The following is a 26,801-nucleotide window of genomic DNA, read 5'->3' as shown; positions in this document are numbered from 1 at the left end:
AGCGCCTAGAGGTCGAAAACCGCGATCTTGCGCTTGTCGAACTTGAAGCCGATCTCGCCGCGCACCAGCTTCAGCGCGGCCTCGCCGAACACCGCGCGCCGCCAGCCTTGCAGGGCGGGCACGTCGGCCTCCTCGCCCTCGGCCGCGATGCGGTCGATGTCATCGCTGGAGGCCAGCACTTTCGAGGCGACACCTTCCTTTTCGGCGACGATCCTGAGCAGCACTTTCAACAGTTCCGACGCCGCGCTCGAGCCTTCGGGCGGCTGGAAGTTCTTCGGCAGCTTCGGCATCTGCTCCTTGGGCAAGGCAAGCGCGGCGTTGACAGCGCCAAGCAGGGCCGTCGCCGTCGAGGAGCGCTCCCAGCCCTTCGGCGTCGTGCGCAGCTTGCCAAGGGCCGCCGCGTCGCGCGGCGCCTGCTGCGCGACCTCGTAGATCGCGTCGTCCTTGAGCACGCGGCCGCGCGGTACGTCGCGTTCGCGCGCCTCGCGTTCGCGCCATGCGGCCACGGCCTGCACGATCGCCAGTTCCTGCGGTTTGCGCAGCCGCATCTTCAGCCGCTTCCAGGCATCCTCGGGATGCGGATCGTAGGTCTCGCGCGAGGTGAGGACATCCATCTCCTCGTTCAGCCAGTGAGCGCGGTTTTCCCGCACCAGCTCGGCGCTGAGGTGCTGGTAGACCTCGATCAGATGGGTGACGTCGGCCAGCGCATAGTCGAGCTGCTTGTCGGAAAGCGGCCGATGGCGCCAGTCGGTGAAGCGCGATGACTTGTCGAGCCGCGCGCCGGTGATCCGCTGCACGAGCTGATCGTAGGAAACGCTGTCGCCGAAGCCGCAGACCATCGCCGCCACTTGCGTGTCGAACACCGGATGCGGAACGAGATCGCCGAGATGGACGATGATTTCGATATCCTGCCTTGCGGCGTGGAAGACTTTGACCACCGCCTCGTTGGCCATCAGCTTGAAGAATGGCGCCAGGTTGATGTCGGGCGACAGCGGATCGATCAACGCCGTCACGCCGGGTGCGGCCATCTGGATCAGGCACAGGATCGGCCAAAAGGTCGTTTCTCGAATGAATTCGGTATCGACGGTGACGAAATCCGACTTTTCGAAAGCGGCGAGAACGGTCTCGAGTTCTTTCTGGGTGGTGATGACGTGCATCAAATCGCTTTTGACAGGAGTAAGGTCTTCCTAGATTTCAGCCGGAAGCGCTTTCGTCAAGCTGTGGCGCCATCGTCATGGGGTTCCCGGCCCATCGGAATCGCCGTTTCTTCTGGCCAGCCGCGCGAAAATCGTCGATGTGCGCAACAGCGCGGTGAACCGGCTGCGCTTGCCCGCCGGGACGCCGGAGCGGGCCTGCATCCGGTAGAGGATGACGGCGATGAAGATCGCATAGACGACGGCGCTGAACACGAACAGCGCGCTCGGTCCGAAATACTGCATCGCCGTCGAGGCGGCGAACGGCCCGCCAATGGCACCAAAGGAATAGAACAACATCAAGGCTGCGTTGATCAGCACGAACTCGCCGGTGTCGGCGCGGTCGTTGGAATGCGCCGCCGACAGCGAATAGAGCGGCATGGCGAAACAGCCGAAGATGAAGATGATGACGAAGTTGAGCAGCGGATTGCTGCCGGCGATGAACACCAGCGCCAGTGCTGAAAGCATCGCGCAGCAGGTCGTCATCAACAGCACCCGGCGCCGGTCCCAGCGGTCGGAGAGGTAGCCGAGCGGATACTGGATGATGGCACCGCCGAAGATGCCGACGCTGACGAAGGTCACGACATCGGCAACCGACATGCCGATCTGCTCGGCATAGACCGGCGACAATGTGCGAAAGGCGCTGTTGGTGACACCGACGGCCATGCAGCCGAAGCAGCCCAGCGGCGAAATCCGCCAGACGCGCGCCAGGTCGAGCTTGACCTCCTCGGGCGGCGTCGGGTTGGAGCGGTCGCCCAGCGAGACCGGCACCAGCGAGAGCGTGATCATGATCGACATGATGGCAAAAATGGTGAAGCCGCCGGCACCGAAGATCGGGATGAGGAACTGGGCGCCGGTCACCGAACCGGTGTCGACCATCCTGTAGATCGCCAGCACGCGCGCGCGGTCGCGATTGCTGACGCCGGAATTCAGCCAGCTTTCGACGATGGTGAACAGTCCGGCAAAGCAGAAGCCGCCGGCAAAGCGCACCGCGCACCACATCACCGGATCGAGAACCAGCACCAGCAACAGGGTGCCGACAGAGGCGATTGCCGCCAGCGCCGAAAAGGCCCTGATATGGCCCACCGCCTTCATGATGCGGGTGATGGCCAGGCAGCCGAGCAGGAAGCCGGCGAAATAGAAGGTGCCCATCAGACCGATGTCGGAGGCGGAAAACCCTTCCTGCGCGCCGCGCAGCGCGATCAGCGTGCTCTGCAGCCCATTGCCGCCAAGCAGGATGCCGGCGGCGAGCAGGAGCGGGATCAGCGGGCGGATGGAGGACATGAAGGAAAACAACCGCTTGTCGTTGATCCTTCTTGAACCATCGCTTCCGTCAATGCCAGCGACAATTCCAAACGGAACTCGGCCGCGCGGATAACCGCGCTGCGAAAGATGGGAGATCGCCGGCTCTGTTGTGGCGTTCAGCCCGCCTGTGCCGGCTCAAGCCGAACTTCGCAGCATCAATTCCGCGTTGAGCAGGATGCGTCCGCCGTCTGGTTTGGCCGAGGATTTCTCATCCAGCCTCTCCAGCAGAAGTTCGATGGCCAGGCGGCCGATCTCGTTGTAGTTCTGCGCAACAGTCGTGATCGGCGGGCAGGCGTAGCGCGACAAGGGATGGTCGTCATGCCCCGCGACCCGCATGTCGCAGTCGGCCCCGTGGCCTACTTTCAGGCCCAGTTGATACGCGGCCGCGATCACGCCGAAGGCAACACGGTCGTTGGCGCAAAGCACGGTCCTGGTCGGAAAACCTTGCCCCTTCAGGATACGAAGCGCTTCATCAAAGCCGAATTTCTCGAAATCCCATGACCGCGCGTCGACGACGGGCACGATTTCAGGCGTCATCTTGAACTGCTGCATGGCCTCGACATAGGCGTCCTGTCTGGCCGAGGCGTTGTTGTTGACCAGCGGCATGGCGAAATAACAAGGCGGCTCGCCTGACCTGCAGAGATAATCGACGATGAGCCTGAAGCTCTGCCTGTTGTCGGTGCCGACGAACGACGAGGTCTCGTCGAGCGGCGAGTCGACATAGATCAGTGGGATGCTCGATCCGAGTTCGGCCAGGATACGGTGATGGGACTGCACGCCGAGCGGCGCTATGATTGCGCCGGCAATGTTCATCGACTTGAATGTCTGGATCGCCTGGTCTTCCATTTCGGCGCGTCCGTCGGAAGACAGCACAAAAGCCAGGAAACCGGCTTCGTTGGCGATCGTTTCGATACGGCGCGTCAGCGCCATGTAGAACGGGTCCGTCGAATTCGGAATGATGACGCCCAGAATGTTGCTGCGGCGGCGATTGAGATTGACGGCGAACATGCTCGGCCGAAAGCCGGACTTCCTTTGCGCGGCCTCGATCACGTTTCGAGTATTTTTCCGTACCGAGCTGGGGTCGTTGAAATATTTGGAAACCGTCGTGCGGGACAAGCCGACGAAGGCCGAGAAGTCCTCCATCGTCCTGATTGTCTTTGCCATTCACGGGCTCCCTGCTCGAACTGCCGTCGCCACTGTCTACTTGAGTCACCTTTTCGCGGAAAGGAGGTGGGATGTTCTTTCCGAGAGCGGGAGACCGCGTGTGTTCATGGGCGCGGCTGAACTTCTGGAAATCACGGCTCCGAGGAAAACTGTACTTTCATTGTCGTTGGGTCGCCTCCGGCTTTGGCGAAGAACGGCAGCAGTTCGGAAAGCGGCAGCCGATGGCCGACAAGCCGTGCCATCGTGCCGTCGTCCTGGCTGAGAATGTCGAGCGCCTGCGGGATGTTGCGGTTCAATGAGTGCGACCCCGCCAATCTGATCTGCCGGCGGAAAATCTCGAACGGGGCGACCGAGATCCTGGCATTGGGTGCGCAGACACCGAAAATGAGCGCCGTCCCGCCATCGGCGGTGAAACCGATCATGCCTTCGACCACCTTGGCGACGCCGGTGGCGTCGGCAACGAAATCGAAGCCCCGCGCCCGCGCCGACAGCGCCTGCGATCCGGACACCAGCGGCTCCAGACCGAGCGCCTCGGCGAAGGCGAGGCGCTGTTCGCTGATATCGGCGACCGCCACGCTGCTGACACCCTTGGCCCGGAGCGAGAGGGCAAGCAGAAGGCCGATCGGCCCAGCGCCGAAGACCAGCGCGGTGCCGGGCGTGCTAGTGCCGGTTCCGAGCCCGGCGGCACCGAGACCATTGAGGACACAGGCGAGCGGCTCGGCGAGCGCTGCCGTGGCGAAACCGAGATCGCCGATCCCATGCAGATGGTCGATGGCAACCATGCTGAACTCGGCGAAGCCGCCGTTCTCGGTCACGCCATAGGCCTTCAGACTGGCGCACAGATTCGTCAGCCCCTTCCTGCAGGCCGGGCAATGCCCGCACGAGATGTTGGGATCGACAGCGACCCGGTCGCCCGGCTTGACGGTGGTGACATCGCTGGCGACCGCCTCGACGGTGCCCGCGTATTCGTGGCCGGGGACCAGCGGAAACGCGCCTTCGCCGTAGCGGTCATGCAGCACCTCGATATCGGTATGGCAAAGGCCGGCCGCGCGGACCCGTACCAGGGCATGCCCCGGTTTGATCGCGGGCATCTCCAGCTCCGCCATGCCCGCAACGCCTGCGGCGGTAAATCGGATGGCCTTCATTTCAGTCTCCCCTGCCTGGACGACCTTGTCCCGGATGGCGCGGCTCGGGCGCGTCAGCTCATCCAGTTGCCGCCGTCGACATTGTATGTCTGCGCAAGGATGTAGTCGCTGTCGGGCGATGCCAGGAACACGGCGAGCCCGGCAATATCCTCGGGCTGCGCGAAGCGGCCGATCGGGACCGATCTGGCCACTGCCGCCTTCTTCTCGCCCGGCTTGAGGCCTTCCCAGCGGGCAAAATGCGCATCGACGACATCCCAATGCTCGCCGTCGACGACACCGGGCGCGATCGCGTTGACATTGATGCCGTGTTTGACCAGCGCCAGCGCCGCCGACTGCGTGGCCGAAATGATGGCTGCCTTGGAGGCGCAGTAAAGCGTCACCAGCGCCTCGCCGCGCCGACCGGCCTGGCTCGCCATGTTGATGATCTTGCCGCCGCGACCGCGCGCGATCATCACATTGGCCACCGCCTTCATCATGAACAGCGGCGCCTTGAGATTAATGGCGAACACCCTGTCATAGCTCGCTTCGGTGATGTCGGTTATCGGCGCCATGTCGAAGATGGCTGCATTGTTGACGAGGATATCGATGCCGCCGAAATCGCGGTCGACCTCCGCCACGACCCTGTCGATCGCACCGAGGTCGGTGACGTCAAGCTGGATGGCTCTGGCCGCCGCACCGATCGCGGCGGCTGCCCGCGTGGCACGCTTGATGTCGATATCGGCAATCACCACCTTGGCGCCTTCGCGGGCATAGGCTTGCGCGAAACCCAGGCCAATGCCGCGCGCACCGCCTGTTATGAGGGCAATCTTGTTGTTCAGTTTCATCTTCAAATCCAATTCCGCGAGTTTTTGAAAACGCTGTCAGAGCGCCCGGATGGCGACCGGCGCAACGTCACGGGAGACGTGCCCCATCGGATCCTTGACGCCGCCTGAGAAACGCACGGACCCGCTGTGGCGGATCCGTGCATCCTCCAGGCCTGCTACAATGGGAGGCTTTTCAGGCCCGGATCGCCAGGAGGCTGTGCTCATTCCGCCTCCTGGCTCACCTGTCTGGGCTTGAACCCGCCTATTTGATGTAGCCTGCCTCCGTCATCGTCTTCTCCACGGCGGTCTGGGCGCCGTTGAGCACATCGTCGACCGACTGCTGACCGGTGACCGCGGCGGCAATCGCCTGGCCGACCTCGGTGCCGATGCCCTGGAATTCGGGGATGGCGACGAACTGGATGCCGGTATAGGGGACGGGATCCTTGGTCTGCTTGGTCGGATCGGCGGATTCGATCGCCGAAAGCACCGTTGCGGCGAACGGGGCTGCTTTCTGGTAGTCCGGGCTGGCATAGGTGGATTTGCGCGTTCCTGGAGGTGCGGCGACCCAGCCCTCGGTCTCGCCGACGCGCTGGACGTAGGCTTTCGAGGTCGCCCATTTCACGAACGACTTCGCGGCATCCGCCTTGGTGGAACTCGCCGGGATGGCGAGACTCCATGCCCAGCCCCAGGCCGAACCGTTGGGCGTGACCGCCACCGGTGCCTTGGCGAAGGCGACCTTGTCGGCAACCTTGCTCTGCTTCGGATCATAGACACGACCCGCGGCTGACGTGGCGTCGATCCACATGGCGCAATGGCCGGAGGCGAACAAGGTCTGGTTCTCGTTGAAGCCGTTGGAGCTTATTCCGGGAGGTCCATCCTTCTTCATCGTGTCGACATACCAGCCGATCGCCTTCTTCCATGCATCCGAATTGATCTGCGGCTTCCAGTCCATGTCGAACCAGCGGCCGCCGAACGTGTTCACCAGCGTGCCGACAAAGGCCATGTTCTCGCCCCAGCCCGGCTTGCCGCGCAGGCACAGGCCGTATTGCTCCTTCGACTTGTCGGTGAGTTTGTCGGCGAATTCGGTGATCTGGTCATAGGTGGGCTGCTCCGGCATCTTCAGCCCGGCGGCGTCGAACAGGTCCTTGCGGTAGAGCGTGAACGAGCTTTCGGCGTAGAAGGGCACGGCATAGAGCTTGCCGTCGACCGTCAGGCCGCTGCGCACCGGCGCGATGAGATCGTCATAGTCATAGTCGTCGCCAAGATCGTTGAGCGATGTCAGCCAGCCGCTCTTGCCCCAGATCGGCGTTTCATAGCCGCCGATGGTCAGCACGTCGAACTGGCCGCCCTTGGTGGCGATGTCGGTGGTGACCCGCTCGCGCAGGACGTTTTCCTCCAGCACCACCCAGTTGACCTTGTTTCCCGTCGCCTTCTCCCATTCCGGCGACAGCTTCTGCATGATGATCATGTCGCCATTGTTGACCGTCGCAACCGTGATCTCCGCGGCCAGGACGGCAGTCGCCATTAGTGCGGAAGCGGCGACCGACGCGGCGAGAATTCCAATACGCTTACCAATTGGCATTTCGTCTCCTCCTTTACGAATGCGCATGTGTAAGTGAACATGCGTATATATTTTATTGCGCTTGAAAACACCCAAGTCAAGCTGCATAGGAGTTGATATTTGGCGGCCAGACCCAGCGCGGCGCACAGCTTCTTGCCATTTGGCACATCGGGAAAGGCGCGTGCGTAGCAAATAAAATGAACGTACGTGCAGTTTATGTTGACTTCGCTCGCGATGCGAATTACCTCGGCTACAGGTCAGGAGCGATCGTACAACCCGCACGCCGACACGATCCGCGTCCGCTCCGGCTGGGGAGAGAAGGAATTACAGGAATGAGCTTTTCCCGCCGAAGGGAGATCGCGTCCGAATCCGTGGGGCCGACGATTGCCGCCGGCGAAATCCTGGTCGAGATCATGGCGACGGAGCGGGGTCTGGGTTTCCTCGAACCGATGACGCTGGTCGGCCCTTACCCGAGCGGTGCTCCTGCCATCTTCATCGATCAGGTCGCAAGGCTGGGCGGCGGCGCCGGGCTCGTCGGCTGCGTCGGCCGCGACGATTTCGGCACGATCAATCTGGAAAGGCTCAGGCGCGACGGCGTCGACGTGTCCGCCGTGGCCGTCAGCGATCGCTACCCGACGGGAAGCGCTTTCGTTCGCTACAGGCCCGATGGCGGCCGCGACTTCGTCTACAACATCGCCGAATCCGCCGCCGGGCAAATCCGCCTCACCACCGAGGCGCGCCAACTGGCGGACAGGGCCGGCCACCTGCATGTCATGGGATCCACTCTGTCCGTAGCCGGGCTGAGGGACATCGTTGCCTATGCCACGAAGGCGGTGCGCGCCCGCGGCGGCTCGACCTCCTTCGATCCGAATGTGCGCAAGGAGCTGATCGACGGCGCCGACGGTGCGCAATTTTCCGCCCTGGTCGACGATGCCGATCTGCTGCTTCCCTCCGGTGAAGAGTTGCTTACCGCGGCAGGGGTCGATGATGAATGCCAGGCGGTGAAGGCGTTGATCGCCAGGGGCGTCGGCGAGATCGTGCTGAAGCGAGGGGCTGCCGGCTCGTCCCGGTTCGCTGCCGATGGCAGCAGGATCGACTGCGCCGGCTTCCTGGTGGAAGAAGTGGACCCGACCGGAGCCGGCGACTGTTTCGGCGCGACCTACCTGACTTGCCGGCGCATGGGGATGGAGCCCGGCAAGGCGCTATTTTATGCCAATGCCGCCGGCGCCCGCAACGTCACGCGGCGCGGACCCATGGAAGGCATCGCCGGCTTTGATGTGCTTGACGGTTTTATCGCCGGGACACAGAGGGCGACATGATGGCCAACCCGCTTGCAGGCCTCGCCGGCGCCCGCAGAAACGGATCGCCTTACGGCATCACCTCGATCTGCTCGGCCCATCCGCTGGTGATCCAGACGGCCATAAGGCGCGCCGTCCAGGACAAGGAAACCACGCTGCTGATCGAGGCGACCTGCAACCAGGTCAACCAGTTCGGCGGCTACACCGGGATGACCCCGGACCTGTTCATCGCCTTCGTGCAGGAGATCGCCAGCAGGGAAGGCCTGGAGGCCTCACGCATCATCTTCGGTGGCGACCACCTTGGACCGAACCCGTGGCGCGCGGAGCCGGCCGCACAGGCGATGAGCAAGGCCGAAGCCATGGTCACCGCCTATGTCTGGGCCGGCTTCAGCAAGATCCACCTCGACGCGTCGATGGGATGCGCCGGCGAGCCGGCGGCCCTGGACGACGAGACGATCGCCATGCGGGCGGTGCGGCTGGCCAGGGCGGCTGAAAAGGCGGCCCACGCCAGTGGCGGTGCATTGCCGGTCTACATCATAGGCACCGAGGTTCCCGCCCCGGGCGGCGTCGATCACACGATCAGCGACCTGAGGCCCACCGAAGCGGCAGCGGCGCGCCGCACGATCGATGTGCATCGCCAGATCTTTGCCCGGGAAGGCCTGGCCGAAGCGTTTGGCCGCGTCATCGCCGTGGTCGTGCAGCCGGGCGTTGAATTCGGCAGCCAGAACGTCGTCGCCTACAGGCCGGAGGCGTCCAAAGCGCTGACCGGATTGCTTGATGAGGAACGGTCGCTCGTCTACGAGGCGCATTCCACCGACTATCAGAGCCGCGCGGCGCTGACCGCACTTGTCGGCAACGGCTTTCCCATCCTCAAGGTCGGCCCGGGCCTGACATTCGCCTTGCGCGAGGCGCTTTACGGGCTCGACCTGATCGCGTCCGAAATGGTCGCGGATTACGGCGATAGATCGCTGGCCAGCACGATGGAGCGCGTGATGCTCGCAGCGCCGGGCCATTGGCACAGTCACTATCACGGCAGTGACGCGAGCCTCTATTTGCAGCGGCACTACAGCTACAGTGACCGCATCCGCTATTACTGGAGCAACCCCACTGCCGGCGTTGCCGTTGGCCGCCTGCGCGAGGTGCTCAACGGCGTCGCTATTCCCGAAACGCTGATGCGGCAATTCCTGCCGATGGTGCCGGCCGAACTGGGGCCTGCAGGGAATCCCGCGGCCATTCTTCATACAGCGATCGGCCAGGTGCTGGCCGATTACGACGCGGCTTGCCGTGGGGACGCCGCCTGAATCCGTTGCGCTGTCGCTAGCCAAGGGGCTTGCTGCGCCTGTCGGGCGGCGCCCGGCGCCACTTGCCTTGACAAATCCGGCCTCCCATGCGCTTTTCGCGCAAATTTTGAGGCCGGGCTGTGATGCTTCGGCCGGCAACGCAGCACCCCGGATCCTACCAATGACAATGCACCGTTACCGCAGCCATACCTGTGCCCAATTGAGGAAGAGCGACGTCGGCTCGACCGTTCGCCTGTCTGGCTGGGTGCATCGCGTGCGCGATCATGGCGGCCTGCTGTTCATCGACCTGCGCGACAATTATGGCCTGACCCAGATCGTCGCCGATCCGGATTCGCCAGCCTTCAAGGTTGCTGAGACAGTGCGTGGCGAGTGGGTCATCCGCGTCGACGGCGAGGTCAAGGCGCGCTTGCCCGAGACCACGAACGCCAACCTGCCCACCGGCGAGATCGAGATTTTCGCACGCGAGATCGAGGTGCTGTCGGCGGCCAAGGAATTGCCGCTGCCGGTGTTCGGCGAGCCTGACTATCCCGAGGATATAAGGCTGAAATACCGCTTCCTCGACCTGCGCCGTGAGACCCTGCACAAGAACATCATCGCCCGGACAAAAATCATCGCCGAAATGCGCAGGCGTATGGGCGAGGTCGGCTTCACCGAATTCTCGACGCCGATCCTGACCGCTTCGTCGCCGGAAGGCGCGCGCGACTTCCTGGTGCCGTCGCGCATCCATCCCGGCACCTTCTACGCGCTGCCGCAGGCGCCGCAGCAGTACAAGCAGCTGATCATGGTGTCGGGCTTCGACCGTTACTTCCAGATCGCGCCATGCTTCCGCGACGAGGACCCGCGCGCCGACCGGCTGCCGGGCGAATTCTACCAGCTCGACCTCGAAATGAGCTTCGTCGAGCAGGACGACGTGCTGTCGACCATGGAACCGGTCATGCGCGGGGTCTTCGAGGCCTTCGCCAACGGCAAGCCGGTGACGCAGAAATTCCAGCGCATCCCCTATGATGTCGCCATGCGCAAATACGGTTCCGACAAGCCGGACCTGCGCAACCCGATCGAGATGCAGGCCGTCTCCGATCACTTCCGCGATTCCGGCTTCAAGGTGTTCGCCAACATCCTGGCCAACGACCCGAAGGCCGAGGTGTGGGGCATTCCGGCAAAGACCGGTGGCAGCCGCGCCTTCTGCGACCGCATGAACTCCTGGGCGCAAGGCGAGGGCCAGCCTGGGCTGGGCTACATCTTCTGGCGCAAGGAAGGCGACAAGATCGAAGGCGCCGGTCCGCTCGCCAAGAACATCGGCGAGGAGCGCACCGAAGCGATCCGGCAACAGCTCGGCCTTGCCGGCGGCGACGCCGCCTTCTTTGTCGCCGGCGACCCGAAGAAGTTCGTGTCTTTCGCCGGTGCTGCACGCACCCGCGCCGGCGAGGAGCTGAACCTGGTCGACCGCGAGCGTTTCGAACTGTGCTGGATCGTCGATTTCCCGTTCTTCGAATGGAACGAGGAAGAGAAGAAGATCGACTTCGCCCACAACCCGTTCTCGATGCCGCAGGGCGGTATCGATGCGCTGAATGGCGAGGATCTGCTCGGCATCAAGGCGTTCCAGTACGACATGGTCTGCAATGGCTTCGAAATCGCCTCTGGCGGTATCCGCAACCATTTGCCCGAGACCATGGTCAAGGCGTTCGAGACGGTCGGGCTGGATCGCGCCACGGTCGAGGAGCGCTTCGGCGGCCTCTACCGCGCCTTCCAGTACGGCGCGCCGCCGCATGGCGGCATGGCCGCCGGCGTCGATCGTGTCGTCATGCTGCTGGTCGGCGCGAAGAACCTGCGTGAGATCACCATGTTCCCGATGAACCAGCAGGCCTACGATTTGTTGATGAACGCGCCTTCGGAAGCAAGCCCGCAGCAGCTTCGCGAACTGGCGCTGCGCGTCGCCGCACCCAAGAAAGACGCCTGATCGCGCCTCGGGTGATGCTTTAAAGAACCGCCCGAACCGATTCTTTCGATTCGCTAATCCCACAAAAAAGCCCGGCATCGCTACCGGGCTTTTTCGCGTATCGGGGTCGCTTCGATCAGTCTTCGTTCGCCTTGACGGCGACGCCGAGCGTCTTCGGCAATTCGAGCGGGTTGGACATGGCGCCCGCCATGATCAGCGCGAACGGCACAGATGCCGGCGGTTCGGCCGAGATTTCGAGGCTCTTCGGATCGTCGAGATACTTGCCGACGGCCGCGGTCACCTGCGCCGTCAGTTCCGGATTGTTGAGCTGAGCCATGCCGAACGGCACGATCGCCTTGGCCTGGTTGGCGATGTCCTTGGCCGACATGCCTTGCTGCTTGCCGACATATTCCAGCACCTTGTTGGTCAGCGAATCGTCGTCGAAACGGATCGAGGCGCTGTTGAACGAAAGCTGCTGCAACAGGCCGAGCATGGCCATGCCTTGCGCCGAATTGTCGGCACCTTCGGGCTGTGCCGCCATCTTCTTCTGCATTTCCTGCAGCGACTTGATGAAGTCCATCGTGTAGCCGCCGAGGTCGAAGGTCATGCCGAGCGTGCCGGCGTTCTCGACGGAAATGTCGTATTTCGACAGTTCCATCTTGCCGTCCGTGGGCTGCCAGGTGCCGGCCATCTCAAGATTGCCCGCGATGTTCTGGTAGCCGAGCGCGTTGATGACTTCCTTGGACTTGGGGTCGTCGACCAGCGTCAGGTCGGCATTGAACTTTTCCGTGGTTGCGGTGAATTCCATCGCCTTACCGTCCGCCGGCGGCGTGATCTCGACGGCAAGTCCGTCCATCGAGAAGGCGGTCTTGTCGGCGACCTTGACGGTCATGTTTGAGAGTTCGGCCGACTTGTACATCATCAGCGAGCCCAGCGGACCGGTGGAGCCGTCGGCCGGAACCGTCATGCCGTGGATGACGAAGGGGCTGAGGTTGAGCGTGACGCCGTCCTTTGAGTGTTCGAATGCCGATGTCGACACGGTGGCGATATCATAGCCGCCGTTTCCCTCGGTCACGCCCTCGAGCTTGACGTCGCCGATGGGGAGCGCTTCCTTTTCCGCCGCCGGCTTGATGGCAACGCCCTGCAGCACCATGCTGGTGTTGTCGCCGGTCACGCCGGTCCAGGAGATGTCGACGCCCTGGGCGGAAAGTGCAGCCTTCAGCCGGTCGGCGACCGCTGCATCCTGGGCGAGGGCCGCGTTCAGCGGCAGCGTGAGCAAAAAGGTCGAAAAGGCGAACTTCTGGAGAGTTGAGCGGTTGATTGTCATCGCAAGGTCCCTGAGAGTGTCCTGAAATTATTTTTCAATTCTTTGCGCCATCACCATTCCGTGACGAACTGGACGGGAAAAAGGCGTGTCCCGGCACAATGGTCGAAAATCACGGTGAAAGGCAAACTCGATCCCACCGTCTTTGCGCAAACCGGTGAATTTGTAATGAAGAGCCGGTTGCCTGATATCATCACGCTTGGCCTTAGAGGCCTGATGTAACAGGCTGATGTTGGTCGACATCCGTTGGCCTGCGGTTTCATGTTGCAGAAGCGCCGGTACATCTGTCGGCCCCTTGCCGCGAATCACCCGCTCGGCTAGGTCCAGCCCATGGGAAAAAGGCTTTTGCCGCCTGAAAATGGCGGTGGCGATCATGTCGAACCGGTCGATCTGAAGAAGGCGCTGGAAGAGCGCTATCTGGCCTATGCGCTGTCGACCATCATGCACCGGGCGCTGCCGGACGTGCGCGACGGACTGAAACCGGTCCATCGCCGCATCATGCACGCCATGCGTCTGCTGCGGCTGAACCCCGACCAGGGCTTTGCCAAATGCGCCCGCATCGTCGGCGAGGTGATGGGCAAGTTCCATCCGCATGGCGACCAGTCGATCTATGACGCGCTGGTGCGGCTGGCGCAGGATTTTTCGATGCGCTACCCCCTGGTCGACGGGCAGGGCAATTTCGGCAACATCGACGGCGATAACGCCGCTGCCATGCGCTACACCGAAGCGCGCATGACCGATGTGGCGACCGAGCTGTTGTCCGGCATCACCGAAGATGCCGTCGACTACCGGCCGACCTACAATGAAGAAGACGAGGAGCCGGTGGTTTTGCCCGGCGCCTTTCCAAACCTGCTCGCCAACGGCTCGTCTGGCATTGCCGTGGGCATGGCGACATCGATCCCGCCCCACAACGCGGCCGAACTTTGCGACGCGGCACTTCACCTGATCGAGCATCGCGATGCGCCGGTGGCGAAGCTGATGGACTTTGTCCAGGGACCGGATTTCCCGACCGGTGGCATTATCGTCGACAGCCGCGCCGCTATCCTGGAAGCCTATGAAACCGGGCGCGGCGGCTTTCGCGTCCGGTCGAAGTGGATCCAGGAGGACCAGGGCAGGGGCACCTGGAGCATCGTCGTCACCGAAATCCCCTACGGCGTGCAGAAGGCGCGGCTGATCGAGAAGATCGCCGAGCTCTTGATGGCGCGAAAGCTGCCGCTGCTCGAGGATATCCGCGACGAAAGTGCGGAAGACATCCGCGTCGTGCTGGTGCCGAAGAGCCGCTCGGTCGACCCGGGGATCCTGATGGAATCGCTTTTCAAGCTGACCGAGCTCGAAAGCCGCTTTCCCCTCAACATGAACGTCCTGTCGCGCGGCAAGGTGCCCAACGTCCTGTCGCTGAAAGGCGTGCTGCAGGAATGGCTCGAACACCGCCGTGACGTGCTTGTTCGCCGCTCGAAACATCGTCTTGGCGAGATCGAAAGACGGCTGGAGATCCTCGCCGGCTACCTGATCGCCTATCTCAACATCGACGAAGTGATCAGGATCATTCGCGAGGAGGATGAGCCCAAGCAGGTGATGATGGCCCGCTGGTCGCTCACCGACACCCAGGCCGAAGCCATCCTCAACATGCGGCTGCGCGCTCTGCGCAAGCTGGAAGAATTCGAGATCCGCAAGGAATTCGACGGTCTGAGCGCCGAGAAGAAACAGATCGAGGCGCTGCTTGCTTCAAACGAAAAGCAATGGGCGACGATCAAGTGGGAAGTCACCAATATCCGTGACAAGTTCGGCCCGGAGACCGAGCTCGGCAAGCGCCGCACCCAGTTCGCCGATGCGCCCGAACACGACCTGACCGACATTGCGCACGCCATGATCGAGCGCGAGCCAGTCACCGTGGTCGTCTCGGAAAAGGGTTGGCTGCGGGCGATGAAGGGGCATCTTGCCGATCTCTCGACGCTGACCTTCAAGGAGGGCGACAGCCTTAAGCTCGCCTTCCATGCCCAGACCACCGACAAGGTGCTGGTCTTCACGACGGGCGGCAAGTTCTACACCATCGGCGCCGACCGGCTGCCGGGTGGCCGCGGCCATGGTGAGCCGATCCGCATCATCGTCGACATGGACAATGACCAGGACATCGTTACCGCCTTCGTCCACGATCCCAAGCGCAAGCTTTTGCTGGCTTCGTATGACGCCAATGGCTTCATCGTGCCGGAGGAGGAAGTCGTCGCCAACACCCGCAAGGGCAAGCAGGTGATGAACGTCAAGGCGCCCGACGAGGCCAAGCGCTGCATCCCGCTCACTGGCGACCATCTGGCCATCGTCGGCGAGAATCGCAAGATGCTGGTGTTCGCACTCTCCGACATCCCGGAGATGGGACGCGGCAAGGGCGTTCGCCTGCAGAAATACAAGGATGGCGGCCTTCTGGATCTCAAGCCGTTCACGCTGGAGAGCGGCCTGTCCTGGCAGGATTCGGCCGACCGCACCTTCGTCCGGTCGCGTGAGGAACTGGCCGAATGGATCGGCGCCCGTGCCTCTGCCGGCCGCATGGTGCCGAAGGGCTTCCCGAGGACAGGGAAGTTTGGGTAGCTGCTAATCTCCCCTCGAGGGGAGATGTCGCCGAAGGCGACAGAGGGGTTGGTCGGCGTTTCATGCGCGGCGCCCCACTCTGGCGGCTGCCGGCCATCTCGCCCTCGCAGCTTCACCATCATCATTTGGACTATCGTCACGATTGCTGCACTATACCAGTGCATAAGCAGGAAAGGTGTTCGGGAGAAGCGGGCGTTTGAGGGAAGCAAAAATCCAGAAACCGGAACGGCAGCAGCGCCTGTTCGGCCTGTCGACGCCGCTGCGATCGGCCGTCATTCCGCCGCTGTCGGCGGCGCGCTGGCTGCTGGTGCTGATCGTCGCCGCCGGTGTTTATTTCTTCCATGGCTTCCTGTTTCCGGTGCTGGCGGCGCTGGTCATCGCTTTTGCAAGCTGGCCGCTCTACCGGCGGCTGCTTGTCGCGGTTGGCGGCAACCGCACCATCGCCGCGACCTTTGCCATCCTGTTCATCCTTGCCTTCCTGGTGGTGCCGATCGCGCTTGCCGGCACCTACGCCATCAACGAGGTGCGCGAGTGGGTCGGCTGGGCGATCGAGACCAACCGGCACGGCGCCGTGACGCCGCACTGGATCGCCACCATGCCTGTCGTGGGCGAGTGGCTGAACGAGCAATGGACGACCAATTTTGGCCATCCCGGCGGCATCGGCGAACTGATCCAGTTGGTCAGCGGTGCCAATATCGGCAGCATCTATCGCGGCGTCCTTGCCGCCGGCGGCAGCGCCTTCGGCCTGCTCCTGACGCTGCTGTTCATGATGATCGCGCTGTTCTTCGCCTATCGCGACGGCGAGCATTTTGCCGGCCAGATCGACCGCCTCGGCGAGCGCATCCTGCCGACCAGATGGGAGCGGATCTCGCGCGTCGTGCCGGCAACGATCTCTTCGACCGTGACCGGCATGACCGTCATCGCCATCGGTGAGGGGCTGGTGCTGGGCATTGCCTACTGGCTGGCCGGCGTGCCGTCGCCGGTAACGCTCGGCGCCCTGACCGGCGTCATGGCGCTCATCCCCGGCGGCGCACCGCTGTCCTTCACCCTGGTCTCGATCTACCTCGCCGCCAGCGGGTCGCCGATGGCTGGGCTCGCGCTGTTCCTATGGGGTGCGGTCGAGCTGTTCATCGTCGACAAGACGCTGCGCCCGAAGCTCGTCGGCGGGCCGATAAAGCTACCTTTCCTGCCGACTTTTTTCGGCCTGATCGGCGGCGTCAAGACCATGGGGTTCCTCGGCCTGTTCATCGGCCCGGTGCTGATGGCCCTGCTAGTCGCGATCTGGCGCGAGTGGCTGCGCGAGGTGGAACTGACCGACGAAATCATGTCGGGTTCGCCGGCCGAAATCGAAGCTGGCCCGCAGATCGAGGTTCTGCCTGAACCCAGCGTGGTGAAGAAAGCCAGCGCCTGATTCTGCGATCCGGTTCGCGTTAAGGGGTGTTGAGAGTCAGGTTAGGCCGAGCCGAAAGCGACGGCTTTCGAGAACCGGAGCGGAGCGTACTTTTCGTACGTGAGCACCGGAAGCGCAGGAAACCGCCGTTTGCAGGCCGGCATCACCTGAATATCGACATACCTTAGGCCGGGTGATGCACCGCAAGGTCGCCACGGCGCTTGCGTCCGTCGTGCAGTTGCCACAGCGAATGGGCTATCAGCGTGACGATCAGGATCACGCCGCCGATCAGGCTGTTGCGGGTCGGTGTCTCGGCAAAGATCATCCACACCCAGACCGGCGCCAGCACGGTTTCGAGCAGGTAGAACATCGCCACTTCGGGACCTGAAATGTATTTCGGACCGTTGGCGAGGCAAAAGAACGAGATCGGCATGATGACGGCGCCGTTGAAGATGATCCACCATGGCGCATTGACCTGAAAACCTTCGCCAGTGACCATGAAAGCCGCCAGCGCCAGCGGCAGAAGGACGCCGACAAGGGCCGTGAATCCCATATCCTTGCCGCTGGCGTGCGAGATGGTGATGGCGACCGCGATGAAGAATGCCGAGCACAGCGCCATGAAATCGCCGAACAGGTGCCCGGTGCCGACCGAGCCGCCGACGATGACCAGCACGCCGAGGATCATGACCAGCATCGCCACGATCGTTACCAGCCTTGGCTTCTCCTTCAGGAATATCCAGGACAGCAGCGCGGCGAAAACGGGGTTGAAGGCCAGGATGAACACCAGGTCGGCGGTCGAGGTGTGGAAGACGGCGGTGACGAAGGTGATCGAGGTCAGCCCGTAGCAAATCGCCACGACAAGGCCGGACCAGCCGGGGATGAGTTGCGGGGCGTTCCGGCTGAGCGCGCGCCAGATCGACCAGATGATCATGGCCGCGACGAAGGTGGTGCCAGTGCGCAGCAGCAGGATCGTCCATGCGCCGCCGTCGGCGAGCCGGATCAGCGGGATATCGACGGTCAGCGTCAAGCCGCCGATGGCTGTTATCAGAAGGCCTTTCTGGTGGTCGTTGTGGGAGGACATGCAGCAACTTTCGCAATGAAATGCAGGTGGACCGGCGCAATGGCGCACTCTCTAGCCAAGCGGCTGAAAGACCAGCATCCCCCGCTTTGAAACAGTTATGAGTGGATCGTGGAAAAACTCAGCGTGAAACCGCTTCGTTGGTGTAACGCTCCCAGCCCTTCGGGCCGAGATGCTCCTGCGGCATGAAGCGCATCTTATAATTCATCTTGCGCGAGCCGTTGACCCAGTAGCCGAGGTAGACATGGGGCAGGCCCATGGCCCTGGCGCGGGCGATATGATCGAGGATCATGAACGTGCCGAGCGAACGATCCTCGAAATCGGGATTGAAGTAGGAATAGACCATCGACAGGCCGTCGGCCATCTTGTCGGTGAGCGCCACCGCGATCAGTTCGCCCTGTCCCTTGCCGGTGATGAAGGTGTCGGGCCCGCGCCGCCGGTATTCGATCACCTTGGTGTCGACATGGGTGTCCTCGACCATCATGGCGTAGTCGAGCACCGTCATGTCGGACATACCGCCACGCCGGTGGCGGGCGTCGAGGTAGCTGCGAAATAGCGAATATTGTTCGGTCGAGGGCTCGGCATTGTGCATGTAACCGACGAGGTCGGAATTGTGCTGCAGCACCCGCTTCATGTTGCGGCTGGCGCTAAATTCCTGGGCGAGGATGCGTACCGAAACGCAGGCGCGGCAGGTCTCGCATGCCGGCCTGTAGGCGATGTTCTGCGAGCGCCGGAAGCCGCCTTGCGTCAACAGGTCGTTCATCTCCGCCGCCTTGTCGCCGACCAGATGCGTGAACACCTTGCGCTCGAACTGGCCGTCGAGATAAGGGCACGGCGACGGCGCGGTCAGGAAGAACTGCGGCGACTGGGTCGGATGCTGCGTCATCGAGCCTTGGAAACACTCCTTCGAATCGCTCTACCTTTGGCGCGGATGGCGAAAAATTCAACAGGATTGTGTGGGCGTGGTTGACTAGACGCCTTCACATTTACACTCAATCGGCCGTGACTGCGCCTGACGGGGCCGTTTCAGCGGTCGGTGCGGCTGACCACGGTGCCGAGCAAAAGGTCATGCAGCGTGCGCTTGCGATCGGCAAATAAGGTCACCAGAAGGACCAGCGGCGACAGGATGACGTTGCCGGCCCAGAACAGCACCGAATGGACGACGGCGGTCAGACCGTCGATCGGCCTGCCATCGAGCCGGTCGAGCCGGATGCCCATCAGCTTCATGCCCGTAGTGGCTTGGTCGGCACTGCCCAGCGTGTTCCAGATGTAGAGAATGGCGACGGCCGGCACGAGGGCGCCAAACAGCATCCAGCCAAGACCGAGGGTCAAAAGGCCGAGGAAGAACACCAGGATGGCGAACGGAATGGTGAGCAGCGCGACGATGATATAGTCGATCACGAAGGCCAGGATGCGCCGCGTGCGCACGCCGTCATAGGCCCTGACATCGTCGAGCCTGGTCGGGATGATTTCGCCGTCGAGAACGCGCGCGTTCATGTCATTTCCTCGTAACAAGGCCCGACATAGGGTGCGAGCCGCTCGGTAATGAAATGGTGAAGGCCCGCGGCGGAATCAAGATCGAGCTTTTTGCGGCGCGCAAGCCGCGAGCTGCATAAGACGCAATCCGAATCGGTTGAATTTGCGGCGCGGATGGCATTAGCTTGCTGCGGCGCAACAAAGCGCTCAGGGGCAGAGGGACGGGGCACTATGGACTACGACATGCTGGTCATCGGCAGCGGTCCCTCGGGGCGGCGCGCTGCGGTGCAGTCGGCCAAGCTCGGCAAATCGGCGCTGGTGGTCGACCGCGGCCGGCGTCTTGGTGGCGTCTCGGTGCATACCGGCACCATTCCATCGAAAACGCTGCGCGAAACCGTGCTCAACCTCTCGGGTTGGCGCGAGCGTGGCTTCTATGGGCGCGGCTACCGGGTCAAGCAGGATATTTCGGTCGGCGATCTTGTCGAGCGCCTGCACAAGACGCTCGACCACGAGGTCGAGGTGCTCCAGCACCAGTTCATGCGCAACACGGTCAAGAGCGCCCGCGCCGACGTGAAGTTTCTTGGCTCCAACAAGGTCAGCCTGACCACCGACACCGGAGACTACAGCGAGGTTGGTTTTGCCAATGCGCTGATCGCGGTCGGCACAAGGCCGCACAGGCCGCGCGATGTGCCTTTCGACAGGACCCGAATCTTCGACAGCGACGAGATGCTGGAGCTCGACCGTTTGCCGCGCACACTGACCGTGATCGGCGCCGGCGTCATCGGGGTCGAATATGCGACGATCTTTTCCGCGCTAGACGTGCCGGTGACATTGGTCGAGCCGCGCAACTCCATCCTCGATTTCGTCGATCGCGAGATCGTCGACGATTTCATCCACCAGATGCGCGATCGCGGCATGACGATCCGGCTGGGCAGCGCGGTGAAGGAAATCCGGTCCAAGCCGGACGCCGCCGAGGTCGAACTGGCCGATGGCCGCACCATTCGCTCCGAGGTGGTGCTCTACGCCGCCGGCCGAACCGGGAATGTCGGCAGCCTGGGGTTGGATATCGTCGGCATCGAAGCCGACTCAAGGGGGCGGATCAAGGTCGATCCGCAGACCTTCCAGACCAGCGCGCCCAACATCTACGCCGCCGGCGACGTCATCGGCTTTCCGAGCCTGGCCTCGACCTCGATGGAGCAGGGCAGGGTGGCGGCCTGTCATGCTTTCGGCGTGCCCTTGCCGCCGCCGCCTGAAACCTTTCCCTATGGCATCTATGCGGTGCCGGAAATCTCGACGGTCGGCCAGTCCGAGGAACAGGTGCGTGAAAGTGGGGCCGCCTATGAGGTCGGCGTGGCGCGTTTTCGCGAGACCTCGCGCGGCCACATCATGGGGGTCAATACCGGCTTTCTGAAGCTGTTGTTCTCGATCGAAACGCGCCGCCTGCTCGGTGCGCACATCATCGGCGAGGGCGCCACAGAGCTCATCCACATTGGCCAGGCGGTGATCAATCTCGGCGGCACCGTCGACTTCTTCGTCAACAACACCTTCAACTATCCGACGCTCGCCGAAGCTTACAAGATCGCCGGGCTGGATGCCTGGAACCGGATGGGGCGAGGGTAGGCTGGTCGGCGCCGTCGGCATGCTGGTCAGCAACGGCAGCCAGCAGCTAGGCGGCCGTTGCCGTCACCGCCTTCAGCCATTGCCTTACGATTGCCGCGTCGGCGCTGCCGAATTCATGACCCGATGGAACAATCCTCGCGTCGAGGTCGGCGCCATGTTGGCTGAGCAATGTCACCAGAGCCGGCGCGAAGGGCGCATAGGTAAGGTCGGCAGCACCGGCGACGATCAGCACCCGCACGCTTGACAGATCCGTAGCCGGCACGTCGTCGAGCACCGGCATCGGCCGCAGCAGCGCGGCGCGTTCGACGAGGCCCGGATGCAGCAGCATCAGGCTCGAAACCAGATTGGCGCCGTTCGAATAGCCGAGAAAGATCGTGCGGGAGAGATCGAGATTGTGGCGTGTGGCCACATCCGTGACGACCCCTGCAAAAGCGTTGGTTTCGGTGCGGATGCTGTGCTGTTCGAAGCGCGTCGGCGTGATGCGCGCGAACCAGCGGAAACCATCCTCCTGGACAATGCGGCCGCGCACGGCGACCAGCGTGGCGTGCGGCGCGATCTCTCGTGCCAGCGGCACCAATGTCGTCTCATCGACACCCGACCCATGCAGCAGGAAGAAGCATTGACCAGTTGAATCCGCAGGCCTGTAAATGCGGTAGCAGAAGGCGAGATCACGCCGTAACGCACCATCTTGTGAGGTCTCTTCGGTCATGGCCTCATCCTTTTGATTTCATGACGGTTCCGGTCAGTTTGCCGGCTTCAAAACGCAATATTTTCAAGCTCCGCGAAAGTTGATTGAACCGGGCGCATTACTGTCCGTTTCTTCGCCGATATCATTCCTATGGGAGGAATCGAAGCGGTGCGCCGGGGGTCGCATTGCCGGCATGAACAACCAGCTTTGAGGCCTTTTGTCGATGACCACCCAACTTTCCCCGGACCGCGATACGCGCGTCTCGGAGCGTGACACGCGCATCGATGTACTGCGCGCTCTCGCCTTGCTGACCATCTTTGTCGACCACGTGCCGGGTACCGCCTTCGAGTATCTGACCTACAAGAATTTCGGCTTTTCAGACGCGGCAGAGGTCTTCGTGCTGATTTCCGGAATCTCGGTCGCGCTCGCCTATGGCAAGAAATTCCAGCCTGGAAACCGGCTGCTGGCAACGTTGAAGCTGTGGCGCCGTGCTGGCGTGCTCTACGCCGCCCACATCGTCACCACCATGGTGGTGATGGCGATCTTCTGCGCGGCGGCGGTGTTCGCCCGCCGACCTGAGCTGCTGACGATGATCAATATCGAGCCGTTGATCAAGAATACGCCGCAAGTGCTGGTCGGCATCGTGACGCTCGGCCACCAGCTCGGCTACAACAACATCCTGCCGGTCTATGCGGTGCTGCTCCTGCTGGCGCCGGTCTTCCTGCTCTTCGTCAGCTACCGGCCATTGCCGGCACTTGTCGCATCCGGTGCGCTGTGGCTGGTCGCCGGGATCTACCAGATCGCGCCGCCGAACTATCCCGAGCCCGGCTTCTGGTTTCTCAACCCGCTGTCGTGGCAGTTCCTGTTCAACATCGGCCTTGCGGGCACGCTGCATGTGCGTCGCGGTGGCACCATCCCGGTCAATCGCTGGCTGGTTGGCGCGGCTTTGGCCTACACCGCCACGGCGCTGGTCTGGGTGCACAGTCCGCTATGGGGGCAGATCTCCTGGTTGGGCCTGCCTCCGGTGCTGACCGGCTTCGACAAGACGTTCCTGGCGCTGCCGAGGCTGCTGCATATCCTGGCGGTGAGCTATCTGATCGTGGCATTCCCCGCCGTCTCGAACCTGCTCCGCACTGGGCGCGATCATCCGCTTGCCATATTGGGCAAACGATCATTGCCGGTTTTCATTGCCGGCACGGTGCTCGCCCTGACGGCGCAGGTGCTGAAGCTGATCAACCCGGGCGGGCTGGCCTATGACAGCCTGTTGATTGCCGCCGGCATCGCCATGCAGTTTGCGCTTGCCTACTATCTCGAATGGCTTTCGAGCCTTGGCAGGCCCGGGAAAAGCAGACCGGCTCAAAACGCCGCACTGCCGGTCCAGGCGTCCTTCGTCATGTCGTCGATGGCAACAAGAATGGGGCGTTGAGGCGTCAGGCGGGCGAGGGGCCGGATGAGGCCCGCACCACGAGGTCGACCGGCAGCGATTGCCGACTGAACGTGCCGTCGTTTTCGAGGATCGCCTTGACGGCAAGGCGGCCCATCTCGGCGATCGGCTGGACGATTGTGGTCAGCGGCGGCTTGGAGACCGCTCCTTCCGGGACACCGTCGAAGCCGACGATCGAAACGTCGCCCGGGACAGTGATGTCGTGCTGGCGCAGCCAGTCCAGCGCATGCAAGGCGATCCTGTCCGACATTGCCAGGATGGCGGTCGGTGTCTCGGCGCCGGCGAAGATATGATCGAGGCCCGCCCAGACGCTCTCCTCGTCATTGACGGTTTCGTAGATCGGCACCTTCGAGACGTCGATGTCGACGCGGGAGAGTTCGGCGAAGTAGCCGCGCAGGCGGTCACGCGTCCCGTAGTAGAGGGCCTTCTCCACCTGCGCCTGCGTGGTTGGGCCGAAGCCGGCGTCGGCACAGGGCAGGGCAAGCACGGCAAAGCGACGATGCCCGAGCTCGGTCAGATGGCGCGCCGCGAGACCGGCACCGACGATGTTGTCGACACCGATCGCCGCGACCGCCCCGTCGTCGTCCGAATCAAGATCGAGTGCGACAAACGGGAGTTTGCGTTCGCGCGCCAGTTCGACCAGCCTTGAGCCGCCTTCGATACAGAAGACGATGAAGCCATCGACCAGCGCGCTCTGGATGTTCCAGGCGAGCTGTTCGTTGTTGGCGGCGGAGACCAGCGAGATCCCCGCACCAGTCGCGTCGCAAGCCTGCGAGATGCTGGCCATCATCACCCGGGCGAAAGGGTCTTTGAAGAAATAGGACAACGGTTCCGCGGTCGCGACACCGATGGCATTGACCTTGCCGGCGCGCAGCAGCCGACCCTTGGGGTCGGGTCCGCCATATCCCATTGCCTCGGCTGCCGCCTTGACCCGTTCGCGGACCTCCTCGCGCACGATCTCCGGGCGGGCGAACACGTTGGACGCGGTGCCGTGCGACACGCCGGCCGCTTTGGCAATGTCTGCCAGCCGGACCGGTCTTGTCTTTCCAGAGCTCAATGGGGCCATCTTCGTCTCCTGAATTCATCCCATCTAACACTTTCGTTGGATCGGTTCAAATTCTGCCTTGAACAACGACCCGGCGAGGTGTATCTTTGAATCGATCCAAGGGGACAAAGGTCCATATTATTGGATCGATTCAATATCAGCAAGGGAGATGTGTCATGCATCCCGTCAACTATCTCTTCCAAGACATCTACCGCAACGACTGGAGCATCGGTTCGACCGCCACGAAACTGAGGCGCCACGAGAGTGACAGCCCATGGGTTCGCGAACTGCGGTTCTTCGCCGAGCGCAGACGGAGCTGATCGGGATAGCTTTTTTGTGCGCACCGATTGGATCGATTCAAATCTTGAAAGGAGTGCATCATGCATCCCGTGAGCTATCTGTTCGAAGACATCTACCGCAACTACTGGGGCATCGCGCCGGCGTCCAAACGGCCGGAGAGGCGTCTACTGGCGAAGCTGCGGCGGCACGGTCGCGAAGTGCTCGATAAGCCCGAGCGACGGCAGGATTGATCGTTCGACAAACGCGGTGTGACAGGATCGCGTCGGTTTCGCGAATAGGACCGTCCCGGGCAGTGCGCCCGGAGACATCGCCCCCCAGAGACATCGATAAAGGCTGCTGGTCCAGCCTGGTCAGGAACGTGTGCGCACCAGCGCCGAGCCGGCGATCACCAGCCAGCCGGCGATGAGCAAGGTGCCGCCGATCGGCGCCGACAGCGGGAACAGCCGCGAACCGAGGAAATCGCGGGCCAGCAGGTCGCCGCAGAACAACAGCAGCCCAACCAGCAGGATCAGGCTGCCGATGCGCAGCGTCCGGTTCGCGCCAAGCAGTCCGGTCGCGAGGAAGACCGGCGCGTGCATGAGCAGGAAGGATGCGGCAGTGCCGACAAAGGCACCGCCCAGATGCGCCGCCGCGGCCGACAGCGCCACGCCGGCGGCGCCACAGAGGCCGCCGGCCAGGACGAGGATCTGGCCGCTGTTGACGGAAGATTGCTCGGCCGTGCTCATGTCTCGGGCTCCGTGACGTTCAAGGCAAGCGACCCAATTTGGTCAGGGCTTGCCGGCATTGGCGAGCATGTCCTGCTCACGGCGCGATTGCGCCAGCCAGTTATAGACCGCGCCGCCGGCCATCAAGATGGATGTGCCCAGAAACACCGAGCGCATGCCGAAATGGCCGCCGGCAAATCCGCCAAGCAAGGGGCCGGCGACCTGTCCGACATATTGAGCGGAGATCGAAAGCCCTAGCACATTGCCGCCGACGCCATCGGGAACATTGTGGCGGATGACACTGGTGATGCAGGGCAGGAGCCCGCCCAGCGCCAGGCCCATCAGGAAGCGCAGGCCGATGAGTTGCCAGCTCTGCGTGACGAAGGCCTGAGGAATCAGCAACAGCGCCGAGACGGCAAGCGCGCCGATGATGACGTTCCAATGGCCAATGCGGTCGGCGAGTTTCCCCAGGCGTGAAGCCGACAGGATGGCGCCAAGCGCCGCCGCCGACATGACGACGCCGGAGATCAGCGTGACGCGGCTCTGGTCTTCGATCAATTGCTGCACATAGACGGTGATGATCGGCTCGATCGACATGGTGGCGAAACTCAACAGCATGCCGGTCGCCAGCATGGCGATGACAGGCCGTTTGTCGGGGATTTGTGCCCAGCCGCCTTTCGGCTTGCCCTTCGATGCGGCGTCCGTCGCTTTCGGCCGGGGGTTCTCCTTGATCAGAAACGTGGTCGCCAGGAATGCCAGGAAGATGACGCCGCCGGACAGCAGGAACGTGGCGCGGATGCCGATCAGCGGCGGCAGGGCGCCACCAACCAGCGGGCCGACCAGTGCCCCACCGGTGATACCCGCCGACAGCAGGCCCAATGCCCAGCCCGAACGCTCCTTGGGCGTCTGCATGGCAACCAGGATGGTCGATCCCGAGGAATAGCCGCCGGCAAAGCCGATCAGCAGCCGCAGCAGCACCAACTGCCAGACGGTCTGGACCATGCCGGTCAGCGACATGCATATGGCCATGCCAAAGCTGGCGCGAACCAGCATCACCTTGCGGCCGTAGCGGTCGCCGAGACGTCCCCACAGCGGCGCCACAAGTGCCGCCGCAAAAAAGGTCGCGCCATAGGCGATCCCCGACCATTGCACGATCGCCGCGTGGCCTTCAGCGCCGAGCTGCTCGATATAGAGCGGCAGGAACGGCAAAAGCAGCGTCATGGCGACAAGCGTCGAGAACGAACCGGCAAAGCAAACGAACAGATTGCGCCGCCAGTGGATGTTGTAGGTGCTGTCGGTCGTCGGGGGCGTGTTCTGCATGTCATGCGTCCTGTCCGAGCAAATGCCGTGTTGGTGGTTGCTGCGGATACCATTTTGGGATACCAAGATGGTATCCGTCATGGACGCAAGCGTGGGTGCTGTCAATGCGACCCTCTCAAACGT

At 62.8% G+C, this 26,801-nt stretch carries 25 protein-coding genes; 9 read left to right on the top strand and 16 right to left on the bottom strand.

What is annotated here, in order from left to right; genetic code table 11:
- Positions 1 to 5 precede the first annotated feature (5 nt).
- The 7 genes from rnd to AC1D08_RS29320 all read right to left on the bottom strand — a co-directional run bounded on the left by rnd (position 6) and on the right by AC1D08_RS29320 (position 7,192).
- Positions 6 to 1,157: a ribonuclease D gene (rnd, locus tag AC1D08_RS29350; RefSeq protein ID WP_095085791.1), complete on the bottom strand. Its 1,152-nt coding sequence runs from the start codon at positions 1,155 to 1,157 to the stop codon at positions 6 to 8.
- Positions 1,158 to 1,232: 75 nt separating this feature from the next.
- Entirely contained in the window at positions 1,233 to 2,477 is a 1,245-nt protein-coding gene (locus AC1D08_RS29345) for an MFS transporter (protein ID WP_095085789.1), read from the bottom strand.
- A 156-nt stretch (positions 2,478 to 2,633) separates the two neighbouring features.
- Positions 2,634 to 3,641 carry a LacI family DNA-binding transcriptional regulator gene (locus tag AC1D08_RS29340; RefSeq protein ID WP_477424809.1) on the bottom strand — a complete coding sequence of 336 codons (1,008 nt, stop codon included), beginning with the start codon at positions 3,639 to 3,641 and terminating at the stop codon, positions 2,634 to 2,636.
- A gap of 152 nt (positions 3,642 to 3,793) precedes the next feature.
- The gene (locus tag AC1D08_RS29335) at positions 3,794 to 4,807 is read right to left on the bottom strand and encodes a zinc-dependent alcohol dehydrogenase family protein (protein WP_457151805.1); all 1,014 of its coding nucleotides are present in this window, start codon (positions 4,805 to 4,807) and stop codon (positions 3,794 to 3,796) included.
- Positions 4,808 to 4,860: 53 nt separating this feature from the next.
- Positions 4,861 to 5,631, bottom strand: coding sequence for an L-iditol 2-dehydrogenase (locus tag AC1D08_RS29330; protein WP_477424702.1), 771 nt, complete (start codon positions 5,629 to 5,631; stop codon positions 4,861 to 4,863).
- A 36-nt stretch (positions 5,632 to 5,667) separates the two neighbouring features.
- The gene (locus AC1D08_RS29325; RefSeq protein ID WP_457151806.1) at positions 5,668 to 5,835 is read right to left on the bottom strand and encodes a hypothetical protein; all 168 of its coding nucleotides are present in this window, start codon (positions 5,833 to 5,835) and stop codon (positions 5,668 to 5,670) included.
- A 37-nt stretch (positions 5,836 to 5,872) separates the two neighbouring features.
- Positions 5,873 to 7,192 carry an ABC transporter substrate-binding protein gene (locus tag AC1D08_RS29320; protein WP_457151807.1) on the bottom strand — a complete coding sequence of 440 codons (1,320 nt, stop codon included), beginning with the start codon at positions 7,190 to 7,192 and terminating at the stop codon, positions 5,873 to 5,875.
- A gap of 311 nt (positions 7,193 to 7,503) precedes the next feature.
- Here AC1D08_RS29320 and AC1D08_RS29315 point away from each other — a divergent pair, with 311 nt between their 5' ends.
- The 3 genes from AC1D08_RS29315 to aspS all read left to right on the top strand — a co-directional run bounded on the left by AC1D08_RS29315 (position 7,504) and on the right by aspS (position 11,727).
- On the top strand, positions 7,504 to 8,490 hold the full coding sequence (locus AC1D08_RS29315; RefSeq protein ID WP_457151808.1) for a tagatose kinase: 987 nt from the start codon (positions 7,504 to 7,506) through the stop codon (positions 8,488 to 8,490).
- Positions 8,487 to 9,770 carry a D-tagatose-bisphosphate aldolase, class II, non-catalytic subunit gene (locus AC1D08_RS29310; RefSeq protein WP_457151809.1) on the top strand — a complete coding sequence of 428 codons (1,284 nt, stop codon included), beginning with the start codon at positions 8,487 to 8,489 and terminating at the stop codon, positions 9,768 to 9,770. Before AC1D08_RS29315 ends, AC1D08_RS29310 begins: the two co-directional genes overlap by 4 nt.
- Positions 9,771 to 9,936: 166 nt before the next feature.
- Positions 9,937 to 11,727: an aspartate--tRNA ligase gene (gene aspS, locus AC1D08_RS29305; protein ID WP_477228870.1), complete on the top strand. Its 1,791-nt coding sequence runs from the start codon at positions 9,937 to 9,939 to the stop codon at positions 11,725 to 11,727.
- Positions 11,728 to 11,842: 115 nt separating this feature from the next.
- On the opposite strand, the gene AC1D08_RS29300 is transcribed toward aspS, so the two are convergent.
- Positions 11,843 to 13,033: a hypothetical protein gene (locus tag AC1D08_RS29300; RefSeq protein WP_457151810.1), complete on the bottom strand. Its 1,191-nt coding sequence runs from the start codon at positions 13,031 to 13,033 to the stop codon at positions 11,843 to 11,845.
- Between the two features lie 27 nt (positions 13,034 to 13,060).
- Positions 13,061 to 13,405: a hypothetical protein gene (locus AC1D08_RS29295; RefSeq protein WP_477228858.1), complete on the bottom strand. Its 345-nt coding sequence runs from the start codon at positions 13,403 to 13,405 to the stop codon at positions 13,061 to 13,063.
- On the opposite strand from AC1D08_RS29295, the gene parC reads away from it, so the two are divergent.
- Together parC and AC1D08_RS29285 are read left to right on the top strand one after the other, a co-directional pair.
- Positions 13,361 to 15,613: a DNA topoisomerase IV subunit A gene (gene parC, locus AC1D08_RS29290; protein ID WP_477228857.1), complete on the top strand. Its 2,253-nt coding sequence runs from the start codon at positions 13,361 to 13,363 to the stop codon at positions 15,611 to 15,613. The genes AC1D08_RS29295 and parC overlap by 45 nt on opposite strands.
- Positions 15,614 to 15,809: 196 nt before the next feature.
- Complete coding sequence (locus AC1D08_RS29285; RefSeq protein WP_457154028.1) at positions 15,810 to 17,024, top strand: AI-2E family transporter; 1,215 nt, start codon at positions 15,810 to 15,812, stop codon at positions 17,022 to 17,024.
- A 163-nt stretch (positions 17,025 to 17,187) separates the two neighbouring features.
- Here the strand turns inward: AC1D08_RS29285 and AC1D08_RS29280 are convergent, their stop codons facing one another.
- The 3 genes from AC1D08_RS29280 to AC1D08_RS29270 all read right to left on the bottom strand — a co-directional run bounded on the left by AC1D08_RS29280 (position 17,188) and on the right by AC1D08_RS29270 (position 19,578).
- Positions 17,188 to 18,084, bottom strand: coding sequence for a DMT family transporter (locus AC1D08_RS29280; RefSeq protein ID WP_095085762.1), 897 nt, complete (start codon positions 18,082 to 18,084; stop codon positions 17,188 to 17,190).
- 118 nt (positions 18,085 to 18,202) lie between these two features.
- A complete protein-coding gene (locus AC1D08_RS29275; RefSeq protein ID WP_477424700.1) occupies positions 18,203 to 18,967 on the bottom strand; it encodes an arginyltransferase in 765 nt (254 codons plus the stop codon).
- Between the two features lie 140 nt (positions 18,968 to 19,107).
- A complete protein-coding gene (locus AC1D08_RS29270; RefSeq protein WP_457153868.1) occupies positions 19,108 to 19,578 on the bottom strand; it encodes an RDD family protein in 471 nt (156 codons plus the stop codon).
- Positions 19,579 to 19,788: 210 nt separating this feature from the next.
- Between AC1D08_RS29270 and sthA the strand changes: the two genes are divergently transcribed.
- Positions 19,789 to 21,177 (top strand): Si-specific NAD(P)(+) transhydrogenase, encoded by a 1,389-nt coding sequence (gene sthA, locus AC1D08_RS29265; protein ID WP_457153869.1) that lies wholly within the window; start codon positions 19,789 to 19,791, stop codon positions 21,175 to 21,177.
- Positions 21,178 to 21,223: 46 nt separating this feature from the next.
- Here sthA and AC1D08_RS29260 read toward each other — a convergent pair whose 3' ends face one another.
- The gene (locus AC1D08_RS29260) at positions 21,224 to 21,886 is read right to left on the bottom strand and encodes an alpha/beta hydrolase (RefSeq protein ID WP_457153870.1); all 663 of its coding nucleotides are present in this window, start codon (positions 21,884 to 21,886) and stop codon (positions 21,224 to 21,226) included.
- A 202-nt stretch (positions 21,887 to 22,088) separates the two neighbouring features.
- Between AC1D08_RS29260 and AC1D08_RS29255 the strand changes: the two genes are divergently transcribed.
- Positions 22,089 to 23,291, top strand: coding sequence for an OpgC family protein (locus AC1D08_RS29255; protein WP_457153871.1), 1,203 nt, complete (start codon positions 22,089 to 22,091; stop codon positions 23,289 to 23,291).
- Between the two features lie 4 nt (positions 23,292 to 23,295).
- Here AC1D08_RS29255 and AC1D08_RS29250 read toward each other — a convergent pair whose 3' ends face one another.
- Positions 23,296 to 24,375 (bottom strand): LacI family DNA-binding transcriptional regulator, encoded by a 1,080-nt coding sequence (locus AC1D08_RS29250; RefSeq protein ID WP_457153872.1) that lies wholly within the window; start codon positions 24,373 to 24,375, stop codon positions 23,296 to 23,298.
- Between the two features lie 155 nt (positions 24,376 to 24,530).
- Between AC1D08_RS29250 and AC1D08_RS29245 the strand changes: the two genes are divergently transcribed.
- Together AC1D08_RS29245 and AC1D08_RS29240 are read left to right on the top strand one after the other, a co-directional pair.
- A complete protein-coding gene (locus AC1D08_RS29245) occupies positions 24,531 to 24,674 on the top strand; it encodes a hypothetical protein (protein WP_477424698.1) in 144 nt (47 codons plus the stop codon).
- A 60-nt stretch (positions 24,675 to 24,734) separates the two neighbouring features.
- On the top strand, positions 24,735 to 24,884 hold the full coding sequence (locus tag AC1D08_RS29240; protein ID WP_457154530.1) for a hypothetical protein: 150 nt from the start codon (positions 24,735 to 24,737) through the stop codon (positions 24,882 to 24,884).
- 120 nt (positions 24,885 to 25,004) lie between these two features.
- On the opposite strand, the gene AC1D08_RS29235 is transcribed toward AC1D08_RS29240, so the two are convergent.
- Together AC1D08_RS29235 and AC1D08_RS29230 are read right to left on the bottom strand one after the other, a co-directional pair.
- Positions 25,005 to 25,379 carry a DUF423 domain-containing protein gene (locus tag AC1D08_RS29235; RefSeq protein ID WP_457154529.1) on the bottom strand — a complete coding sequence of 125 codons (375 nt, stop codon included), beginning with the start codon at positions 25,377 to 25,379 and terminating at the stop codon, positions 25,005 to 25,007.
- Between the two features lie 42 nt (positions 25,380 to 25,421).
- On the bottom strand, positions 25,422 to 26,678 hold the full coding sequence (locus AC1D08_RS29230) for a multidrug efflux MFS transporter (protein ID WP_457154528.1): 1,257 nt from the start codon (positions 26,676 to 26,678) through the stop codon (positions 25,422 to 25,424).
- Between the last annotated feature and the right edge of the window lie 123 nt (positions 26,679 to 26,801).

The organism is Mesorhizobium sp. P2_E6, assembly GCF_056403835.1.
This window is presented reverse-complemented; position numbering and strand designations above follow the sequence as displayed.

Bases quoted from the DNA above. Each gene is read 5' to 3' on its own strand.
- rnd (WP_095085791.1), bottom strand. From the start codon at position 1,157: ATGCACGTCATCACCACCCAGAAAGAACTCGAGACCGTTCTCGCCGCT.
- AC1D08_RS29345 (WP_095085789.1), bottom strand. From the start codon at position 2,477: ATGTCCTCCATCCGCCCGCTGATCCCGCTCCTGCTCGCCGCCGGCATC.
- AC1D08_RS29340 (WP_477424809.1), bottom strand. From the start codon at position 3,641: ATGGAGGACTTCTCGGCCTTCGTCGGCTTGTCCCGCACGACGGTTTCC.
- AC1D08_RS29335 (WP_457151805.1), bottom strand. From the start codon at position 4,807: ATGAAGGCCATCCGATTTACCGCCGCAGGCGTTGCGGGCATGGCGGAG.
- AC1D08_RS29330 (WP_477424702.1), bottom strand. From the start codon at position 5,631: ATGAAACTGAACAACAAGATTGCCCTCATAACAGGCGGTGCGCGCGGC.
- AC1D08_RS29325 (WP_457151806.1), bottom strand. From the start codon at position 5,835: ATGAGCACAGCCTCCTGGCGATCCGGGCCTGAAAAGCCTCCCATTGTA.
- AC1D08_RS29320 (WP_457151807.1), bottom strand. From the start codon at position 7,192: ATGCCAATTGGTAAGCGTATTGGAATTCTCGCCGCGTCGGTCGCCGCT.
- AC1D08_RS29315 (WP_457151808.1), top strand. From the start codon at position 7,504: ATGAGCTTTTCCCGCCGAAGGGAGATCGCGTCCGAATCCGTGGGGCCG.
- AC1D08_RS29310 (WP_457151809.1), top strand. From the start codon at position 8,487: ATGATGGCCAACCCGCTTGCAGGCCTCGCCGGCGCCCGCAGAAACGGA.
- aspS (WP_477228870.1), top strand. From the start codon at position 9,937: ATGCACCGTTACCGCAGCCATACCTGTGCCCAATTGAGGAAGAGCGAC.
- AC1D08_RS29300 (WP_457151810.1), bottom strand. From the start codon at position 13,033: ATGACAATCAACCGCTCAACTCTCCAGAAGTTCGCCTTTTCGACCTTT.
- parC (WP_477228857.1), top strand. From the start codon at position 13,361: ATGGGAAAAAGGCTTTTGCCGCCTGAAAATGGCGGTGGCGATCATGTC.
- AC1D08_RS29295 (WP_477228858.1), bottom strand. From the start codon at position 13,405: ATGATCGCCACCGCCATTTTCAGGCGGCAAAAGCCTTTTTCCCATGGG.
- AC1D08_RS29280 (WP_095085762.1), bottom strand. From the start codon at position 18,084: ATGTCCTCCCACAACGACCACCAGAAAGGCCTTCTGATAACAGCCATC.
- AC1D08_RS29275 (WP_477424700.1), bottom strand. From the start codon at position 18,967: ATGACGCAGCATCCGACCCAGTCGCCGCAGTTCTTCCTGACCGCGCCG.
- AC1D08_RS29270 (WP_457153868.1), bottom strand. From the start codon at position 19,578: ATGAACGCGCGCGTTCTCGACGGCGAAATCATCCCGACCAGGCTCGAC.
- sthA (WP_457153869.1), top strand. From the start codon at position 19,789: ATGGACTACGACATGCTGGTCATCGGCAGCGGTCCCTCGGGGCGGCGC.
- AC1D08_RS29260 (WP_457153870.1), bottom strand. From the start codon at position 21,886: ATGACCGAAGAGACCTCACAAGATGGTGCGTTACGGCGTGATCTCGCC.
- AC1D08_RS29255 (WP_457153871.1), top strand. From the start codon at position 22,089: ATGACCACCCAACTTTCCCCGGACCGCGATACGCGCGTCTCGGAGCGT.
- AC1D08_RS29250 (WP_457153872.1), bottom strand. From the start codon at position 24,375: ATGGCCCCATTGAGCTCTGGAAAGACAAGACCGGTCCGGCTGGCAGAC.
- AC1D08_RS29245 (WP_477424698.1), top strand. From the start codon at position 24,531: ATGCATCCCGTCAACTATCTCTTCCAAGACATCTACCGCAACGACTGG.
- AC1D08_RS29240 (WP_457154530.1), top strand. From the start codon at position 24,735: ATGCATCCCGTGAGCTATCTGTTCGAAGACATCTACCGCAACTACTGG.
- AC1D08_RS29235 (WP_457154529.1), bottom strand. From the start codon at position 25,379: ATGAGCACGGCCGAGCAATCTTCCGTCAACAGCGGCCAGATCCTCGTC.
- AC1D08_RS29230 (WP_457154528.1), bottom strand. From the start codon at position 26,678: ATGCAGAACACGCCCCCGACGACCGACAGCACCTACAACATCCACTGG.